Below are 19,312 nucleotides of genomic sequence, written 5' to 3'. Positions count from 1 at the left end.
TGTGGCAACTGATGTGGTAGCCGACGTTAGCGTTCTTTTCTTCAATTTCTGCCAGCTACTATGTCTTTGAGCAAGCACCTGGAATACGCAATGCTTCTGATTGTCCGCCAGCATGGTGGTGATCCGGAAGTTGCACAACAAGCCCTTGAGACGTCGCAGCAGTGGCGCACCCAAGCCAGCGATCACGAGACCGCCTATCAAACGGCGCTAAAAGCCTGGAAACTCAGCGACGCCGGCGAATTAAAAGGACAGTTGCCGATACCATCGGTCAATCAAAGCAGGCGCCGTGTGACGATAGCTCTGGCGGTCGTCGGTGCAGCCGTATTGGTCGGCGGCGGGCAATGGTGGTTTCAGCAACCATTGCAGGAATTTGCCTTGAGTACTAAAACCGGCGAGAGATCCAGTCAGCGCTTGTCTGATGGATCTATGATCGACCTTGCGGCCCGTAGCAAGGGGCAGGTTAGCTATTATCGGAGTCGCAGGGAAGTCCGGCTAGTCGAGGGCGAAATGCGGTTTGCGGTGGCTCGCGATACGGAAAGACCGTTTTTCGTGGTGACGGACCTGGGGCGGGTTCGTGTCCTTGGCACCGTTTTTACAGTTGCGGTGCGTGACAAACACATGACGGTAGAAGTGGCCGAAGGCAAGGTCGCGGTGTGGTCCAGCCACGAATCGGGTCTCCCGGTTGACATGGACAAGCGACCCGCAACGGCGGAATTAAGCCGGGGAAAAACCATACAGATTGACGCTACCGGAACCGGATTGACTGGCTCTGTCGAACCGGACGATGTAGGCGCGTGGCGACAAGGCTGGCTGGTGTTCGAAAACACATCCCTGGAACAGGTACTTTCACGCTGGAACGACTATTTACATGAGCCGCTGGTATTGGGTGACGACCCTGTACTGCGTCAGATGCGTGTAACCGGCAGTTTTCAATCAAACAAACCTATGGATTTCTTTAACAGTCTTCCGAAAATTCTTCCGGTACATCTCAGTGCGAGAGGCGACGGTGCAACCGTCATCAACGCACGCCTGCCTCATGGCAAATAATTCTTTCCACAGGATATTTTTCCAAGCGCTATAACCCGCCTCTCAACATAAAGAGGGTTTTTTATTTTGGCCTGCATTTTGGGGAGTATGGTATTGTCTTGATAACTCTTGGTGGCTATTGAAGCACAGGTGTTTTAACCGCTTGTTAAAGGAGTCCTATGAAGCTATTCCATTCAGTCATTACAGTTGCATCGCTGGTTGTATGTAGCCTGGCACCGGCATTGCTGGCGCATGCCAAGGTACCGCAGCAGCTTAGTGCGAAAATCGATGGCAAGTTATTCGAAAGCGATGATGACGGCATCACCTATCTGATACCGACCAAGGGTGTACTTAATCTGATCGCCTCGACCAAAGGCGCATCTGCTTACCCGCCACCAAAGACCCTGACGGACCGTCTGAGCATTATCTGCAGGAGTTTTGAGGGCAAGCCAGTCAAGTATCAGGCCAGGGATTTTGGTAATAATGGCTGTGAAGTCAAATTTATCAAAGGCGAAAGCAAGCAGCCCTTTGGTGAACCGGTGGCTGAATACGATGCACGTGACGGCAAGAACATGCTGGAAATTACTACCGTTAGTGGCAAGGTGATCGAAGGCAAGTTTTCTTTTGAACTGAAGGACAAGAAAACCAAGGCCGTGCTGATGATCACGGAAGGTACATTCAAGGCCGAAGACCGCCAAATGTAATTATTGAAACCGGGCCGGTCGTGTTTAAGCAGTGTACTTGCAAACACTGCTTATTTTTTGTGGATAAGTTTTCTGTCAATAAAACCGGAAAAAACGACAGAAAAAACATCATCATGCCGTCTGGCTGACGGCATGATTCAGTATGTTCAGTTAGTCCTGCGCACCAGAACCGGATCTGCCCTGTACACTGCTGGCATGACGCGTTTCAGGTTGTCGACCTTGGGAATATCGTTGATGGCGATATAGGGTTCATTGGGGTGCAGCGTCAGGTAATTCTGGTGATAGCCTTCGGCGGGATAAAAGCCGCTGTCTGCTTCAATGGTTGTCGCAAGAGATGCCCGGAAGGCGTGTGAAGCATTCAATTGGGCGATGTATTTTTCGGCGACGCTGCGCTGCACGGGTGTCGTCGGGAATACGGCAGAACGATATTGCGTTCCGCTGTCTGGTCCCTGGCGGTTCAGTTGTGTTGGATCATGTGCCACCGAGAAAAATATCTGTAGCAGTTTGCCGTAACTGACCTGGGTCGGGTCGAACGTCACCTGCACCGCTTCCGCATGGCCGGTAGCACCTGAACCGACTATTTCATAATGCGCAGTAGATGCCTTGCCGCCAGCGTAGCCGGAAACTGCATTGCTGACACCGCGCACATGCTGGAAAACTCCCTGTACACCCCAGAAGCAGCCACCCGCAAATACCGCAGTTTCGGTATGCGTGCTGCCTGCCGGTATATCTGCAACCGGTGCTGGAATAATTACCGCTGCCTCGCCAGCGTGAACCTGGCCGTTCAGCGCCAGGGCCGTTGCGATAGCGCCTATGCTCAGCACCAGCGCTGTCAATCGATTTGCTGTTTTCATGTTTACTCCACGTGAATGAAAAATCAGCCGAAAGTAAAGGCGTAAGCCTGTACACCCGGGCCAAGAAACTCGATACTGAAGGTATGGTCACCGATTTTTCCGGATTGCCGCACCAACTGGTATAAACGCTGTGACGTCACTGTGCCGCTGCCATCGGCTGCTGTATCGCTGCCATGTGCGTCAGCCGGTGCTGCTCCGTCTATAGTGACACGAAAGCGTACAGGCTTGCCGTCTTTGCCTGGCCCCAGCACCAGATGCAGATCACGTGCGTGGAAGCGATAGCTGATGCGACCTGCACCCTGTTCCAGTGCTGCATGTTCTTCCTGCACTTTCCAGTGACCGTTCAATCCCCATTGATTCAGGGGTAATTGTGCTGGCACGCTGTAATCGGCGCCCCGGTTTTGTTGTATGCCGCCTGGCGAAGCAAAGTTTTGCGCACGACCATAGCCAAGATAAGTCTCTGAAGATTTCACCTGGCTGTCGTCGGCAGCCATTTGCGCGCCGGCAGCGCCGGTATCCATGACTACATCATTGGCAACATTTTTTTGACCAGCTTCTTCCAGCAATTGCTGTATCACCTGTTCTGACTGTACGTAATCACCTTCACCAAAATGATGGTGACGGACGCGACCGGTTGCATCGATAAAGTAATGCGCAGGCCAGTAGCGGTTGCCGAACGCGCGCCAGATTGCATAGCTGTTATCGATGGCGACCGGGTAGCTGATACCAAGATCACGTACTGCCTTGCTGACATTGGCCGGATCACGCTCGAATGCAAATTCTGGCGCATGCACGCCTATCACGACCAGGCCCTGGTCATGGTATTTTTTGGCCCATGCCTGTACATAGGGCAGGCTGCGCAGGCAGTTGATGCAGGAATATGTCCAGAAATCGATCAGCACGACTTTGCCTTTCAGGTCTTGCGCGGTCAGTGGCTTGGAATTAAGCCATAGTGTCGCACCTGTCAGCGGTGGCAATGCTCCTTCTTCAGCCAGGGTGTCAGCAGTATTGGTACCATGCGCTGACATCATGGCATTCGATGGGGCCATGGTGTTTGATGCCATCATCGCATTGGAAGCCATCATGGCACCACCTTGTTGTGGCGAAGTCTGTGTGGGTGCTGAGCCGGTTGACAAATTAGCTGACAAATCAGGTGATAAATCAGATGACAAGCCAGGTGAAAACCGATCTATCAATTGCTGTTCCAGTCCTGCCGTCGCAACGGTGGACAGGCGGGTCAGCAGTCCAGTGTCCAGGCCCAGTGCAATGGCGGCGACGCCGGCTATCATGGCCGCCCCTAAAGCGCGGCGTATCCATTCGCCAGCACCCAGTGAGCGTTTCATAGCTGCGAACACCTTGCCACCAATCAGCAATGCCACTGCCAATGAGCTTGCGGCACCGGCAGCATAGGCCAGTAACAGCAATGACGTACCAGCACTGGCACCGTTCAGCGCAGCACCGGTTAGCAACAGACCCAGTACAGGGCCAGCGCATGGTGCCCATAACAAACCGGTGGCGACACCCAGCAACAGCGATGAGCCGACACCTGCACCATCTGCCTGTGCCGCGCTGGAAAGGCGGTCACCCGCAGCGACCAGTGGCTTGGTCAGTTTGTCGGCCAGTTGTGGCAGCAGCAATGTCAGGCCAAAAAAGGCCAGCAAGGCCATTGCCAGCCAGCGACCATACAGATTGGTTTGTAATACCCAATTGCCACCAACCGCCGCCAGCGTGGCCACCGCAGCAAAGGTCAGTGCCATGCCACCCAGCAGTGGCAGGCCGCTGCGGCGGAATGGCTGGCCAGTGCGGGCAAAGACAAATGGCAACACTGGCAGGATGCAGGGGCTGAGTATGGTCAGTACGCCACCAAGATAAGAAATAAGTATCAACAACATGTTTGCTTTCTGCGCCGTTCAGGCATTGCCGGGGGTAAAGGTCATGGCTATGCCATTCATGCAGTAGCGCAGACCCGTGGGGCGTGGGCCGTCATCGAATACATGGCCGAGATGGCCACCGCAGCGGCGGCAACGCACTTCCGTGCGCAGCATGCCAAAAGTGGTGTCGGTGATATTGTTGACGGCACGGTCAAGCGGCGCATAAAAGCTGGGCCAACCGGTACCGCTGTTGAATTTGGTCCTGGATGAAAACAAGGGTAGCTGGCAACCAGCGCAGCTGAACTGGCCACTGCGGTGTTCATCATTGAGCGGACTGCTGTAAGCGCGCTCGGTGGCTCCACGGCGCAAGACTTCATATTGCATGCCGGTCAGCAGGCGACGCCATTCTGCGTCTGTGTGCTGAATTTCCGGCGGGGCAGCCGATGTGTTGCCTGCCGGTGCCGCGAATAACATCCGGCTTGCAGCCAGCATACCGCCAGCCAGCAAGAATTTACGTCTGGATTGCATAATGCCTCCTTGGTTGATGCGTCATGGTCCCTATTGTGCGCCTGGACTGCTCTCCAAGTCCTCACGTAAAGTTAAACGATTTGTGATACTTTTTTGTGCACAAATCCTGCACAATGACAACATTCAAGCAGCTAACCGGGATTGCCGTGGATCAGCCAAAACGTATATTGATAGTGGAAGACGATATGCCAATCGCCGATCTGCTGCGTCTGCATATGAAGGATGAGGGTTATCAGGTCACCCATTGCGCCGACGGCAGACAGGGGCTGGCACAATTGCGCACGGGACGCTGGGATGCGCTGATCCTGGACATCATGCTGCCGGGGGTAGACGGGCTAGAAATCTGTCGTCAGGCAAGGGCGATGGAAACCTATACACCGATCATCATCATCAGCGCCCGTTCCAGCGAGGTTCATCGTATCCTGGGCCTGGAACTGGGGGCAGACGATTATCTGGCCAAGCCGTTTTCGATACTGGAACTGGTTGCCCGCGTCAAGGCCATGCTGCGGCGTGCAGACGCGATGGATAAAAGCCGCCGCACCGAAGCAGGCGATGTGGCGGTGGATGGCGTCACCTTATCGCCGTTGACCCGGGTCGCCATGGCCGACGGCAAGCTACTGGATCTGACCCCGCGCGAATTTGACTTGCTGTATTTTTTTGTCCGTAACCCTGGCAATGTGTATTCCCGCCTGGATCTGCTCAACAAGGTATGGGGTTATGAACATGAAGGTTATGAACATACCGTCAATACCCATATCAACCGTTTGCGTGCGAAGATTGAGGCCAATCCTGCTGAACCACACCGTATTCTGACCGTATGGGGCAAGGGCTACCGTTATGCCGTGGCGGGAGAAATAACGTGAAGCTGACGCTGTCACAGCGGCTGTCGCTGGCATTTTCAGTACTGTTGCTGGCCAGTTGCGGTGTCTCGGCATGGTTGCAGATACGCGCTAACGACATGCGTGAAATGGAGGTGGTGCAGGGTCTCTCGCGTGGTCTGGCCCATAGCATCGCAGTGAATGCCCAATTGACTGGTAGTGATGATCTGGGGCCTGATTCGGTACGCCACCTGTTTGATCAATTGATGACGGTCAACCCCAGTGTGGAAGTATATCTGCTCGATAAAACCGGTAACATCATCGGCAATGCCGCACCACCCGGTCACTTGAAGCGCCAGCATATTGATCTGGCGCCGGTGCACAAATTCCTGGCGGGTGGCATGTTGCCCATAGCCGGAGATGATCCACGCAGCGTTAGCAGGCGCAAGGTTTTCAGTGCGGCGGCACTGCATCGTGAGGCGCGTGATGGACTTGATGGACGCGATGGACATGAGGTGGGTTACATTTACGTAATTTTGCAAGGCGAAGCCCATGACCGTTATGCCGCCAGCGCAGGCATCAATGCCGTGTTACGGGTTACCTTGTGGTCGATGGCACTGGTGGCATTGCTTACCCTGGTTGCTGCCTGGGCTGCGTTGCGCTGGATCACCAGGCCACTGCACAAACTGACCGACACCATGCGCCGCTTTGACACCCAGGCAGAACAAGCGCTGGTACCGCCACCAACAGTACAGGCCGCCGACCAGCGTGACGAAATCGCGGTACTGGAAATCAGCTTCAGACAGATGGCCGCCCGTATCAGCGAGCAATGGCAAACACTGAAACAGATGGATCATGACAGGCGCGAAGTGGTCGCGAATATTTCACATGATCTGCGCACGCCACTGACATCAATACACGGCTATCTGGAAACCCTGGCTGCCCGTGATGCCACACTGGATGCGGCAGATCGCCAGCGCTACCTGGCGATTGCACTGGGGCAGAGCCGTAAGGTCGGCCGCCTGGCGCAAGCCCTGTTTGATCTGGCGCGGCTGGAACATGGTGGTGTTGAGCCGCTTCCCGAGAATTTTTTGTTGAATGACCTGATACAGGACGTGTTCCAGAAATTTGAACTGCAAGCCCAGGCTGGCCAGGTAAGGCTGGACGCAGAATTATCTGGCAATGCCATGGTAACGGCGGACCTGGGAATGATAGAGCGCGTACTGAGCAATCTGATCGACAATGCGATCCGCCATACGCCAGTGGGCGGTACGGTGACCGTGGCTGTGGAAAAGCGGACAACCACGGTTGAACTTTGCATCCGCGATACCGGCCCCGGCATACCGGCTGAACTATTGGATAATCTCTTTAAGCGCCCTTTTGCGCTCAGTGGAGAAGGGCGTCGTGGCGGTATAGGTCTATTGATCGTGCATCGCATTCTGCAACTGCACCATCGTAGTATCGCGTTGCGGAGTGAACCCGGAAAGGGTGCCTGCTTCTGCTTTGAATTGCCGCTGGTAGTGAATACGAATTGACACGGCAGGGTAGGCTTGGATAGTCCAATCCAGCCTGGTATAGGCTGTAAAACCGGTATGCCGGTTTCAAACCATCCAGGCAATCATTCTGGATTCACAGAAATCTTGCTGAAGTTCATGCTAGCGTATGCGCTTCAATACAGAATTGTTTGCGCAAGCTTATTTAAATGCCTTGATGAAAGCTTCCATTTTTGTCCCTATTGATTTGTCATGTGCCGTGACAGGTGGTACCTGACGGTCCACTGAAAGCAGTTGGTAGACAGCCATTTGGGCTGCGCGGACGGAATATTCCACCGTGAAGACGACATCATCAGGTACTTCAACAAACTGACTGATGAAGGCAAAGTTCCTGGTGCCGGGTGGCACCGGTAAAGGACGGTCTCCGGTAGAACGGGGCATGAACATGCTGGTAATGTAAGGCATCCTGCAGGGAATGCAATTGGCGTTGTCAAATACTTCGGCATCGAAGCGCAGATGTCCCAATAGTTCCTGCAAGATTTCCGCACCATTGCATTCGCTCATGGGTTTGGCGACATAATTGCCGATGCGGTCCGGGAACAAGGCATAACCCCAGAACACCTGAACGCCTTCCGGCTGGTCTATGAAGTGTGGCTGGTGCGCCAGTACGATGGACATCAGCCAGTTTGAATCCTTGAAGGTCACCAGCCCACCAGTGCCGGCTTCATTACCGCTGAACTCTTGCATCAGGTTGAAGAAGCGAGGGTCTTTCAGCGTGACGGTGAAAGATTCCCAATAGGATTGGGCTATACAGCTGTTGAATGCAGTGGGATTGCCCATGCCTGGCCGGTCCGCAGCAAGCTGTTCCCACAGGCGCCAGCCGCAACTATCGAGCTTGCTGCGTTTTTCCGGGGCGCTGCTCATGGACCCTAGACTGGACGCATCAGTCATGGAACCATTTTGCAGGAATACCAGATCACCTTCATTGACGACGATACTTTCCTTGCGACTATCGCGCAGGCAATCCAGGCCGGTTACCATCAGTGACGCATTATTGACGGTATGCGTCAGTTTCTGTACCTGGCAATTTGTGATGAAATGTACGCCTTGCTGTTTCAGCCAGGTTTGCAAAGGCAAGACCAGTGAATCATACTGGTTGTAGACGGTGCGTTTGACGCCTGCCAGCGTTTCTATGCGCGAAAATTCCATCATGAAACGATGCAGATAACGTTTGAATTCGACCGCACTGTGCCATGGCTGAAAGGCGAAGGTGGTGGCCCACATATACCAGAATTCTGTCTCGAAAAAAGAGGGCGAGAGCCAGTCGGTAATCGCGCTGTTGCCCATCTCTGCTTCTTCGGTCATGGTCATTTTCAGTAGTTCCATGCGATCATGCATGGAGAAACCCATTGACGCTACGGGCACTTTGGCGCGACGCTTGTCGACCAGTCTGGCCTTGGAATTGGACTTGTAGTGTTGATTGAACTCCAGAGTCTCATCAAATACTGATTTACCGGGATGGTGTAATGAAGGGATGGATTTGAACAAATCCCATGTACATTCATAATTGTCGGTGGTTAACATGCGACCACCACGCAATGAATAACCCAGTTCGGGATTGCCTGCACCATCCAGGCTGCCACCGATCAGAGAGCCTGCCTCAAGAATGGTGATATGTTCGCCCTTTACTTTGCCGTCTCGTATCATAAATGCCGCAGCCGCCAGCGAGCCTATACCACCGCCGATCAGATATGCTTTTGTATTGGTAGTCATGATGTCCTTGTTGGTAAGAGTATGCATGTAGCCATGCTTTGATCTGCTACCAGCTTGGCGTGCTTTCGTGTTATAGGGTTTGTTCTATGACAAACAAATGCCGGTTTTCAAAAGGCAGTACATGGCAATGCCCAGGGCCAGTGACTTACATCTGTGTGCAACTGTCCGCACAGGCACGACAGGCTTTGGCACATTCATCCATCATGCCATCAGAGTCAGTATGGGCTTCACACAGCGTGGCGCAGGCCTTGCAGATTTCCGCACATTCTTTGGCCAGATGGGAATGATGTGGTGAGCGGCGAGACATGAAATCGGCATGTACCAGACAAATCTGGGCGCAATCGAGCAGACTCACCAGATGCAGCACTTCACTGTGATTGCTGTCCCCATGCATGACATGGGCAGCAGTTGCCGTGCAGATGCGATGACATGCCAGACAGGTGGCAAGACATTGCTCCATTTTTTCATTGAGTGGTTTCAGTTTCATGACGGGCTCCTTGTACAGGCGTGGCAGATGGGGTGTTGAATAAAGCCCACACGTGGCATTGAAGATTTTCCACATGGCGTATGGGCATGAAATCCAGAATTCATTTCATAAATAAGCTTAGTAATAAGCTGAGTAATAAGCTGAGTTCGAGATATACGCCGTTTTCAAAAAATAGAATGTACGCTGACGTACATGGCAGCTTATTTTCAATATGATTGCTTTCATCCGGCAGGCTATCGTTTAAGCCGGTGACGATGCCGGTCTGAATATGGCACTGAATATGGCACTGGAAAGAGACGCGAGAGACAAACATATGAGCCAAAACACGGAATATGCTTGCCTGATAAGGTAAAAACATGTTTGTATAGCAATGTCGTCATGCTTGCACATCTCCCTTGTCTTCAATCGCTGCTGAAGACCTCTGTTGAAGACCTCATAACGCATTTTCACCATAAGGATCACTACCATGTTCGGACTGTCTACCCTTGGTCTTATTCATACCCTGATTAGCCTGATCGCCGTAATTGCGGGGATTGTGGCTTTTGTTCGTGATGGACGTATCAAGCCAGATGGGCTGACAGGGCAGGTGTATATCTGGGCCACCGTCGTCACCTGCCTCACCGGATTTGGTATTTTCGCCCACGGCGGTTTCGGCAAACCGCATGCATTGGGAATTTTGACCCTGATCGTGTTGGGTGTGGCAGTCGCTGCCGGAAAAACGAAGCTCTTTGGCCGTTCATGGCTGCTGGTTGAGACGGTCAGTTACAGCACGACCTTCTTTTTCCATATGATACCTGGCGTGACCGAAACGACGACACGGCTCCCCGCAGGCAATCCTGTATTTCCTGATGCAGACGCACCGGGCCTGGTCGTCGCTACAGGTTTGATTTTTATCCTGTTTCTGGTTGGCGTCGTAATACAGCTTCGCAGGCTGAAAGTGTCTGTGCCTGAATTGCAGAGTGTTTAAATGCATTGTGTCTGTGCCGTACCTGCTTATCGGCCAGGGTGTGCATTTTTATTGTTGCCAGGCACTATTTTTCTATCCTTGCCTATGTCTAGATAATGATTTAGTCTAGGCAAGATATATTGTTAACTATCGAGATGTTTGATGGCTGTTTTTAGTACAAAAAATCTGGCTCAACTGCAAGCAGGGCTGGATTCTGCTTTACCTCGCTATTCGGTTCTGATCGTTGATGACAAGGAATCGAATCTGTCTGTCATGGCGAGCGTTTTGCGCGATCATTTCCATGTATTGGAAGCCCGTGATGGGCTGGAAGCAGTCGGCATAATCAATAGTATCGGCACGGCGGACAAGCTGGCTTGTATAGTCAGCGACTACCGTATGCCAAGGATGGGCGGAGTGGAGTTATTCATTGAAGCCAAGCGTCTGGTACCGCTGACTTCCCGCATCATGGTATCAGGATACATTGATGTGGATGCTGTAATCGATTCGATTAATCTGGGTGGTATTTGTAAATTCATCGTCAAGCCATACGACTCTCAGCAGCTATTGGATGCGGTTAATTTTGCAGTTCAGCAGTTTGAAGTCATGAGCAAAACTTCTGTTGCCATTTAAAGTGGGCCATCAATCAGTTTGTCGATTGATGGCTGTCGATGGCCTTCGATTGAGATAATGCCGGGAAATCAGGCCAAACAGCATTAGCGACAGTAAATCACTTATTTCAAACCTGATGGAACACGCACTTAATCGAAGAAAATGAGATTTTTCACAGACTCCAGGAATCTGAATCTTTTTTCTGTGAAAATAATCAATGCATTTTCCCATGCGCTGATACTGATGCTGTTGCCGATAGCCAGACGTATTGGCCTTTTGTTTGTATTTGCACTACTGAATGCAACTGCCGTCGCAAATGAGCCGACATCGAATGCTGTCCCCTGGCAAGAGCTTGGCGATAGCATTTTCCAAACCCTTAACACCTCCAATGGCTTACCCCATTCTTTTGTTACTGCGCTTGTCCAGGACAAGCGTGGTTTTATCTGGATTGGAACGCAGGGTGGCCTTGCCCGCTGGGATGGTTATCGCTTTCGCCACTTTGATCCCATACCGAATGATGAGAGTAGCGTTCCCGACAGTGCAATACTCAGCTTGCATATCGATATCCGCGGCAGACTTTGGGTAGGCACCAATAGTGGCGGTTTAGCCCGTTATGATGATGTGCTTGATCGCTTTATTCGCATCCCTGTCGGTGTGACTGGAACCAGTCATCCGGCAATTGCAAGCATCCTGGATGATGGCAAGGATGGCTTGTGGATAGGCAGCAGGGGCGGTCTGGATCATTTGCAATTCAAGGACGATGCCGTCACACATGAAAGCAAGAGTGGGATGGATACCCGTGGCCTGATTTCCAGCGAAGTCAGATCATTGGTGCGCGATTGTCAGGGTGTCTTGTGGGTGGGTACGGGCAAGGGCTTGTTTATCAAGGATGAAAAGTCGGACAGCTATATTCCTGTTACTTTGCCCGGTAAAGACAAAGCCGCGCCAAAAATTCTGAGTTTAAGTAAAGGCAGCGATTGCAAGGTCTGGGTGGGTACCCTGGGTCAGGGTGCATTCGTGGCAGAGCGAACGGCAAACTCAACCATAACTGCCTATTCTTCCATGCTGATCAAGGCGGTTCAGGAGACCGGTAATACGCCCCATGTGATCAGTAAGGAAGATATCAATTTTATCCAGGAAATCAATCCGGGCAAAGTCTGGCTTGGTACTTTGGGCCAGGGCATTGTGGTCGTTGATGTGGCCACAATGACGACACGTCGCGAGCAACATAAGGATGATTTGCCATATAGCCTGGCAGATAACACTGCTTCGGCCATTTTGCGCGATACTGCTGGCACGGTCTGGATAGGCACCCAGCGCGGTATCAGTCGCACAAACGGACAACAAACAGCCATTCAAACGATATTTGGCGGAGCATCATCCAACTTTAAAATCAGGGATACAGATGTCACATCTGTGTTGCCGCTGAGAAATGGTGAGATCTGGCTGGGCTTGCGCACCAACGGTGTAAACATCGTGAGTCCGGTGACAGGAAAAATCACCTGGATCAAGTCCAGTGAAGAGAATCCCGCTGTTTCTCTTCCCAAGGTCGCCATTAATGCCATGGTGCAGGCGTCTGACAATGAGATATATCTGGCATCAGCACGAGGCCTTTACATAGTAAATACAAAGGATCTTTCCGAAAAGAAGATACAGTTGGTTTCGACAGCGCCGCGTCAGCCCGCAGAGTCAGTCACTGCGTTAATGAAAGATGACAGGCAGCTGTGGATGGGCGGCACTGACGGCTTGTGGACGTTTGATCTTGATCAGTCAGTCACCAGACTGACCAGGCGTGTTCCTGGCACCGAGGCATTAAACAATGACATTATCGTGTTGCTGGAAAAGGATGCTGACAAAGGCGTGTGGATAGGTACCAGACACCACGGATTTTATCGCTATGACAAGCATATGCAGAAAATTGAACACATATGGCCCACCGGTAAAAGTGTGGCGAATTCATCTGCCTACGTTTCCAGTGTCCATGCCGATACGCGTGGCCGCCTGTGGGTCTCCACACTCGGTGATGGCATCATCTTATTCAATCGCAGTCGCGTCGCATCTTCAACAGAGAAATTTCCAGATCAGGTTCGGCTTACCACTAAAGATGGTTTGCCCAATGCCATTGTGGATAAAATTTTTGAAGATGCAAAGGGGCAAATCTGGGTGAGTACGGACAAGGGATTAGCTGTCATCAATCCCGATACACTGAAAATCCAGCCAGTCAGACTGGCCGATGGTGGCGCCATACAAATTCATTGGTTGAACAGCGGGGCAAAGACTGCGGAAGGTGATTTGTTGTTTGGTGGCGCGGATGGCCTGACGATAGTGAAACCTGAACTATTTCAAAGTTGGAATTATCGCGCATCGCTGGCGATTAGTAATTTGCAAGTTGGTGGCAAGAATCAGCTCTCAGGCTTGCGATTTACTGGACCGGACACGCAGGAATTGAAGATCAGTCCTGATGAAAATAACTTTTCTCTGGAATTCGCTGCTCTTGATTTTTCCGCACCCGAATATAACCGGTACGCCTATTTCCTGGAAAATTATGACAAGGACTGGATAGAAGTCGATGCATCCAGGCGCCTGGTCAGTTATTCAAATTTGCCACCCGGGCGTTACCATTTGAAATTGCGCGTATCGAATCGCAATGGCATCTGGACCGAGCCGGCCCTGGACATACCGGTTCTGGTGCTACCTTCGTGGCGACAGACATGGTGGTTCACCGTCTTGCAGGTTTTGCTTGTTATCGCCATCCTGTATTTCCTGGTGCAGTTAAGGACCCGTTATTTGCGTAATGCGCAGATGGTTCTTGATACCAAGGTCAAGGAAGGTACCGCAGCGTTAAGGCAGAAGCAGCTTGAATTGATGGATATCAACAAGAACCTGATTCATACCAATGTTGCGCTGAACCGGGCAAATACCGAGTTGGGCTTGTCATTGGAAAGTTTCCGTCATCTTTCTGAAATTGGCGTTGAAATAACGCACGACCCAAATATCGAACTGGTGTATGAAGCTTTGCATACGCATATCAGCCGTTTGCTTGACGCACCGGAGATCTTGATTTATCGGGCAACGAAAGAGGGAGATGAGCTTGAGTTGGTATTTCCCACAAGATCAAAGACGGTAAGCGGCGAAAGAAAAATTCCAGTTGTTTCAAGCGAATCCCAACTTGCAAAAGTGGCGCGTGAAAGAAAAGAACTACTGCTTAAACCCGCCACGGATGACGGTGATGATAATGATGCCTTGCAGTTGAATCCAAGAATTTCCGCGCTGATTGCGCCGTTGCTTATTGGCAGTAAATTGCTTGGACTCATACACATTAAATTTCCTGAAACCAAGGTGTTTGATGAACGCAGGAAGCTGGTTTTCCGTGCCTTGTGCTCCTATGGCGCAATTGCGATAGAAAATCTGGAGGCATCGCAACAGCTTGATACGACCAGAGAAGCACTGGACAGAACCCAGGTGCACATGATCAACCAGGCAAAGGTGGCTTCTATCGGTACCTTGACTGCCGGCTTGTCCCATGAAATCAATAATCCGGTCAACTTCATTTATGTAGGCAGCCAGAACTTGCGTCTGCACTTGATACAGTTCAATGATTTCCTGACCAATTTACTGGATGAGGATACTGATGCCGAGATTGCAAATATTTTCCAGCAACATTTGAACTATTCTGTCGAGTCACTCGACACCATATTGGGTGGTGCCAGACAAATACGTGATTTGGTATTGAATTTACGTACCTTTTCCCGCCTGGATGACGCCGATATGAAAGAAACGGGTATCGCTGAAGGTTTGCTTTCAACGGTCAATCTGGTGCGCGTTCAGTATGGTGATGTCATAGAAATTGTTTCCCAGCTGGATGCCAATCCTGTCCTGAAGTGTTGGCCCGCCAGATTAAATCAGGTGTTCATGAATCTTCTCATTAATGCTTGCCAGGCCATTCTTGCACGTCCTGAAAATCAGCATAAACTGAAGCCCGGCAGCCTGATTATTCGTACCGCCATCATCAATGAGGTATTGGCCGTTGAGGTTGAAGATAACGGCATCGGCATGTCACACGAATCACAGCAACGCTTGTTTGATCCGTTGTATACCACCAAAACAGCTGGTGAGGGTATGGGTATGGGATTGACTATTGTCCGTGACATTATCGAACAACATGGCGGCAGCATACATGTAAGGTCAATTGTCGGTGAAGGAACTTGTTTTACGCTGTATTTGCCATTGCAATTTGAACGTCCGCGTCTCTAGAGGAGCGGTAAAAAATGTTTTTAGCATGTGAGTGCTAATCAGATTATGGCGCTATGATCAGACCCAGTTCTATGGCCAGCGACGTTGTTTCAGCCGATGGCGGCAGGCCAACCAGAATAGACAGTGTTTCGCGGCATCTGCGGAAAGCGGCGACGGCAGTCACGATATCATTTTCTGCATGGGCACAACGCATCAAGCCACGGTAACTTGATTCTGCAAGGGCATCAACTTCCAGTACTTTTCTATATAGTGTTGATGCCAGACCCCATTCCCCGGAATTTTCCAGATGTTGTCCCAACTGTGTTACGGCATCTTCGAAATAATTGTTCCAGCGTTCTCTATGCGCAATGAGCCAGCTATCGCTTTCTTCAGCGCATAAGGGGCCTCTATACAAATCCAGCAATGCATTGCCAAGCTGAACAATACTTGCTGTTGACGTGGCTGGATTGACAGTGGAAATGATCTGGCAGCTATGTGACATGGCCGCCAGGTCTGACCAGGTTCTTGATTCAGAAATAGAAATATTTCCGTTCGCTATCAGTATTCTGTCATCGCCACCTAAAATTTTACGCAAACGGTGTACAGTCACATTCAAGGTGGTGCGGGCGGTTTCCGAGTCTGGCCATAATTGCGAAGCAACCGATTTCAAGCCAAGTCCTTTGTTGCCAGCGCAGATCAGTATTTTTAACAGCAACAAGGGTTTTTGCTGACCACCACCTGCATGTGCAAGAATTTTTCCGTTGATCGATAACTCAAATTGGCCAAAGATACGTACAGAGACAGGCCATGGCCAATAAGACGTAAACTTATCTGGCGGGCTTAAATTTTGTCTGACTATAATATTTCTTGCATGTTCGGGCTGAATATTTTTCTTCAGTGCAAAATCGATCAGACGTGCGGCAAGCATGGGGTTCAGTGGGAAAAGGGTAATTGCCTTTCTTTGTTGATGACGTGTCAGTGCATCATTCAGTAACTGGATTGCCATCTGGTCCTTGCCGGCTGATATTTGTGCATAGGCCTGGATAAAAATCTGGCATTCCTGGGCTATAAAGAGTTCATAGCCGTTTGCATTCTCTAATGCTTTTTCACACCAGTCCATGGCCAGGATAAATTCACCCTGTTGCGTATGACAGGCGGCCAGAAACATTTCCAGGTGTGATTGCCCTATGTTCTTTACCCTCAATTTTTCGCTTAATTCAAATGCATGGCGTAGACAGAGAATTGCCTGCGATATATGGTTATCAAGGGCATTCCATTTTGCTTCCAGAATCTGAAATTCTATATTTTCTTTGTCTGGTGAGGGAGGTAGGGCAGTTTGTACCTGATCCAATAAAAGGCGTGAATTTTTCACGTCCCCCGTGGCGATCAGATATTCAATTTCTATGAGTTGTGCAAGAATTGGATCAAGACTGCTGCTGTTGACGATGTTTTTTATTTCATCGAGGAAGCGGGATGACTCATGCAGATTACCTTCATTCTGATGCCAGCGAATTATTTGACGTAGCCATTTCACCTGCTTTAATGGAGTAGCTGCAAAGGCAGACAGACAGTCTTGCATGGTCGCCAGTAACCAGTTTATTTGCCCGGCAGTGATTTCAAATCCTCTTTCAATGACACGCAGCAAGATGGATCCCGCTGATAATTTCTCTACAGGTTCTGTCGCCACTCTGAGTGTGCTGATGACCTGTTTGACCAAGTGTGGTGGATCGGTAGATTCCGGCGAAAACAATAGCAGCGCAAGCAGTAATTTCGAATATAGTCTAAGCTGAATTTCGGCCTGAGTAGTGCTGATATCAAGCACCTCAAGCCCCGCCAGCATCTCCTTGATCCAGGGACCCAGTTCATCATAATTTTTTGCCTCTGTATCATAGCCTTCGATAATTGCTGCGATGGACAATAACTTCAGGTGCAATTGTGCCGGTCCATGAAAAGCATTGGCAGCCCGTATCAGCGAGATGCGTGCCTGTCTTGGGGCTATGTCATTGAGAAACATTCCTTGCCAGTACCAGAGTTCAGGCACGTCATTCATCACCGCAGGTGGAATAGCACTTATCCAGTCACGCCAAACCTGGCCACGACCATTTTTCAACATGCCTTCTGCACTGCTGATCAGGAGTTGTATCAACTGCTGAAAATTGGCATTCTTTTGGTGCAGGATGACTGCATCTTCAATTTGCCCTTTTTCTTCATGAAGTCTGGCGGCAATATTACGTAGCCCGATCTGGTCCTGTTGACTGATCCGTGAATTAAATTCGTGTCGCAAAAATTCTTTGAACAGGGCATGAAAATGATAAGAGTAGGGCTCTGTTCCACGTCTTTCCAGAAAGAGAGATTTATAGTAAAGCGATTTCAGAAGTGACGGTGCGTTTTGATCGCCGCTTAATGCGATTGCATCATTCTCGGTTATGCCAGCCATGACCGATAGTTTTAATAGAATGAATTGATGCTGTGCTGGCATGCGCTCAAAAATTTCACCCGCAAAGTACCTGAACAATTCATCCCGGCCATTAAATCGCTGAAGGGGGCTGTCATCTGCTTGTCTGGCAAGATCACGCAACATGACGATGCCTGCAGCCCAGCCATCGACCAGTGAAAGCCATTGTGTGTCTATCTCGCTGTGCGTGGTGTGCAAGCGCGCGAGGTTTAAAGCCTCTTCCTGGGTCAAGCTGATTTCGTTCCAGTTGATGACACTCAATTTATGATCCAGCTGCATTCTTGAAAATCTTGCCGGAGGTGCTTCTCTGCTGAGTACCAGTATGGAAATTCCAGCAGGTATTTCACTCAATGCACTTTCGATCAGGTGAATACCGTTTTGCCAGTCAAACTCCTGAATGTTGTCGAAGACAATGATGGTATCAGGTGGGAGATTGGCATAAAAATCGCGAAAATACAGGCGATCCAATTTTTTTGTATCTTTCAAATTATCTTCATGCGTGATGGAGACAGGCTTTGCCAGATAGTTGCTTGCTTCTGAAAGAAAGAAAAACAGGGTGCCGCTGTCACTGTCCAGTTCATCAATCTGATACCAGATAGGCGTGCGCTGACTTTGTGCAAGATAACTTGCCGCGAGTGTGGTTTTTCCTGCCCCTGGTGGTGATATTACCCAAACGATGGCATGTTGTTGAAACAAGCTGTCAAGCAAAGAAAATAATCTTGGCCGCTGCATGGTTTCATGCAGGCGCGGTATGGTTAGCTTCGCATATTTGCTGATGCCAAGGCTTTTCTTGTTAGCCGTGTGGGTGGTGGCTAATGCTTTGGATGTCTTGTTGGTTTTATTGATTTTTGGCACAACGGGTGGAATTAAGTTTTATATGAACCTGCTGACTAATCCATCAAATAATTATGTGCCATTGAAATATCCGGGACTGATTTCAAACGCTGTAACGTTCACTTCGCACTCATTGCATCAAAGGAAGCATTTTCTATAAATGAGGCTTTATGAAGAGTACCGATAACTTTTCATCCCCGTCATCGCAGAGCACCAGAATAGCTGCATTTTGGTCTTTATCTCTGCCTTAACTTCAGCTTTCATGGATGAAATCAATTTTAGTGACCGAATCAAGCTTAACACGCTTTATTCGTGAACAGAAAAGCATTTTTCCAGGCCAGGCAGAGGCGAAATGACGAATGTCATATCTTGTTGTGATTGTAGACACTTACTCCAGATAATTATCTCTGTGAAGATACGATCCGGTAATTAACTGGTGCGTGCTTGATGCGCAAAATGATTCAAATAAAATTTACAGGAGTTCTAAATGGCTAATGCAGCTAGTGATATCCAAAAGCTTTACATCGCTTATTTCAATCGTCCAGCGGACCCATTGGGCCTGGCATACTGGACAGCGTCCAACCTGTCCCTCAAAGACATCGCGCAAAGCTTCTCCGTTCAGAAAGAATACGCAGACACGTATGCCAACCTGACCACAGCGCAAACCGTCAACACCATCTA

13 protein-coding genes and 1 pseudogene are annotated in these 19,312 nt (G+C 50.1%); 8 read left to right on the top strand and 6 right to left on the bottom strand.

Annotation, left to right across the window (positions count from 1 at the left end; genetic code table 11):
- Positions 1-60: 60 nt before the first annotated feature.
- The gene (locus tag H8L32_RS23990) at positions 61-1,047 is read left to right on the top strand and encodes a FecR family protein (protein WP_186950176.1); all 987 of its coding nucleotides are present in this window, start codon (positions 61-63) and stop codon (positions 1,045-1,047) included.
- Positions 1,048-1,205: 158 nt separating this feature from the next.
- Entirely contained in the window at positions 1,206-1,730 is a 525-nt protein-coding gene (locus H8L32_RS23985; protein ID WP_186950174.1) for a hypothetical protein, read from the top strand.
- 146 nt (positions 1,731-1,876) lie between these two features.
- On the opposite strand, the gene msrA is transcribed toward H8L32_RS23985, so the two are convergent.
- Genes msrA through msrB form a run of 3 tightly spaced genes read right to left on the bottom strand, consistent with a single transcriptional unit; the run spans position 1,877 to position 4,983 of the window.
- Positions 1,877-2,584 (bottom strand): peptide-methionine (S)-S-oxide reductase MsrA, encoded by a 708-nt coding sequence (msrA, locus tag H8L32_RS23980; protein ID WP_186950172.1) that lies wholly within the window; start codon positions 2,582-2,584, stop codon positions 1,877-1,879.
- A gap of 23 nt (positions 2,585-2,607) precedes the next feature.
- A complete protein-coding gene (locus H8L32_RS23975; RefSeq protein ID WP_186950170.1) occupies positions 2,608-4,476 on the bottom strand; it encodes a cytochrome c biogenesis protein DipZ in 1,869 nt (622 codons plus the stop codon).
- 18 nt (positions 4,477-4,494) lie between these two features.
- Positions 4,495-4,983: a peptide-methionine (R)-S-oxide reductase MsrB gene (gene msrB, locus H8L32_RS23970; protein WP_186950168.1), complete on the bottom strand. Its 489-nt coding sequence runs from the start codon at positions 4,981-4,983 to the stop codon at positions 4,495-4,497.
- Between the two features lie 185 nt (positions 4,984-5,168).
- Here msrB and H8L32_RS23965 point away from each other — a divergent pair, with 185 nt between their 5' ends.
- Entirely contained in the window at positions 5,169-5,846 is a 678-nt protein-coding gene (locus tag H8L32_RS23965; RefSeq protein ID WP_230412393.1) for a response regulator transcription factor, read from the top strand.
- Positions 5,801-7,336: a sensor histidine kinase gene (locus H8L32_RS23960; protein WP_186950166.1), complete on the top strand. Its 1,536-nt coding sequence runs from the start codon at positions 5,801-5,803 to the stop codon at positions 7,334-7,336. The genes H8L32_RS23965 and H8L32_RS23960 overlap by 46 nt, the downstream gene beginning before the upstream one ends.
- A gap of 159 nt (positions 7,337-7,495) precedes the next feature.
- On the opposite strand, the gene H8L32_RS23955 is transcribed toward H8L32_RS23960, so the two are convergent.
- Positions 7,496-9,067, bottom strand: a complete 1,572-nt coding sequence (locus H8L32_RS23955) for an oleate hydratase (protein ID WP_186950165.1) — start codon at positions 9,065-9,067, stop codon at positions 7,496-7,498.
- 145 nt (positions 9,068-9,212) lie between these two features.
- On the bottom strand, positions 9,213-9,554 hold the full coding sequence (locus tag H8L32_RS23950; protein WP_186950163.1) for a four-helix bundle copper-binding protein: 342 nt from the start codon (positions 9,552-9,554) through the stop codon (positions 9,213-9,215).
- 466 nt (positions 9,555-10,020) lie between these two features.
- Here H8L32_RS23950 and H8L32_RS23945 point away from each other — a divergent pair, with 466 nt between their 5' ends.
- From H8L32_RS23945 to H8L32_RS23935, 3 genes are all read left to right on the top strand, one after another.
- Positions 10,021-10,521, top strand: coding sequence for a DUF2306 domain-containing protein (locus H8L32_RS23945; RefSeq protein WP_186950161.1), 501 nt, complete (start codon positions 10,021-10,023; stop codon positions 10,519-10,521).
- 141 nt (positions 10,522-10,662) lie between these two features.
- On the top strand, positions 10,663-11,130 hold the full coding sequence (locus tag H8L32_RS23940; RefSeq protein ID WP_186950159.1) for a response regulator: 468 nt from the start codon (positions 10,663-10,665) through the stop codon (positions 11,128-11,130).
- A gap of 183 nt (positions 11,131-11,313) precedes the next feature.
- On the top strand, positions 11,314-15,363 hold the full coding sequence (locus H8L32_RS23935; protein WP_186950157.1) for a sensor histidine kinase: 4,050 nt from the start codon (positions 11,314-11,316) through the stop codon (positions 15,361-15,363).
- Positions 15,364-15,406: 43 nt separating this feature from the next.
- Here H8L32_RS23935 and H8L32_RS28230 read toward each other — a convergent pair whose 3' ends face one another.
- Entirely contained in the window at positions 15,407-18,652 is a 3,246-nt protein-coding gene (locus H8L32_RS28230; protein WP_186950155.1) for a BTAD domain-containing putative transcriptional regulator, read from the bottom strand.
- A gap of 466 nt (positions 18,653-19,118) precedes the next feature.
- Between H8L32_RS28230 and H8L32_RS23925 the strand changes: the two are divergent.
- Positions 19,119-19,312, top strand: a pseudogene (locus tag H8L32_RS23925) (DUF4214 domain-containing protein); the annotation flags it as partial.

The organism is Undibacterium hunanense (genome assembly GCF_014284335.1).
GTDB lineage: Bacteria > Pseudomonadota > Gammaproteobacteria > Burkholderiales > Burkholderiaceae_D > Undibacterium > Undibacterium hunanense.
The sequence above is the reverse complement of the archived record's forward strand: the minus strand, read 5'-3'. Positions and strand labels throughout refer to the sequence as shown.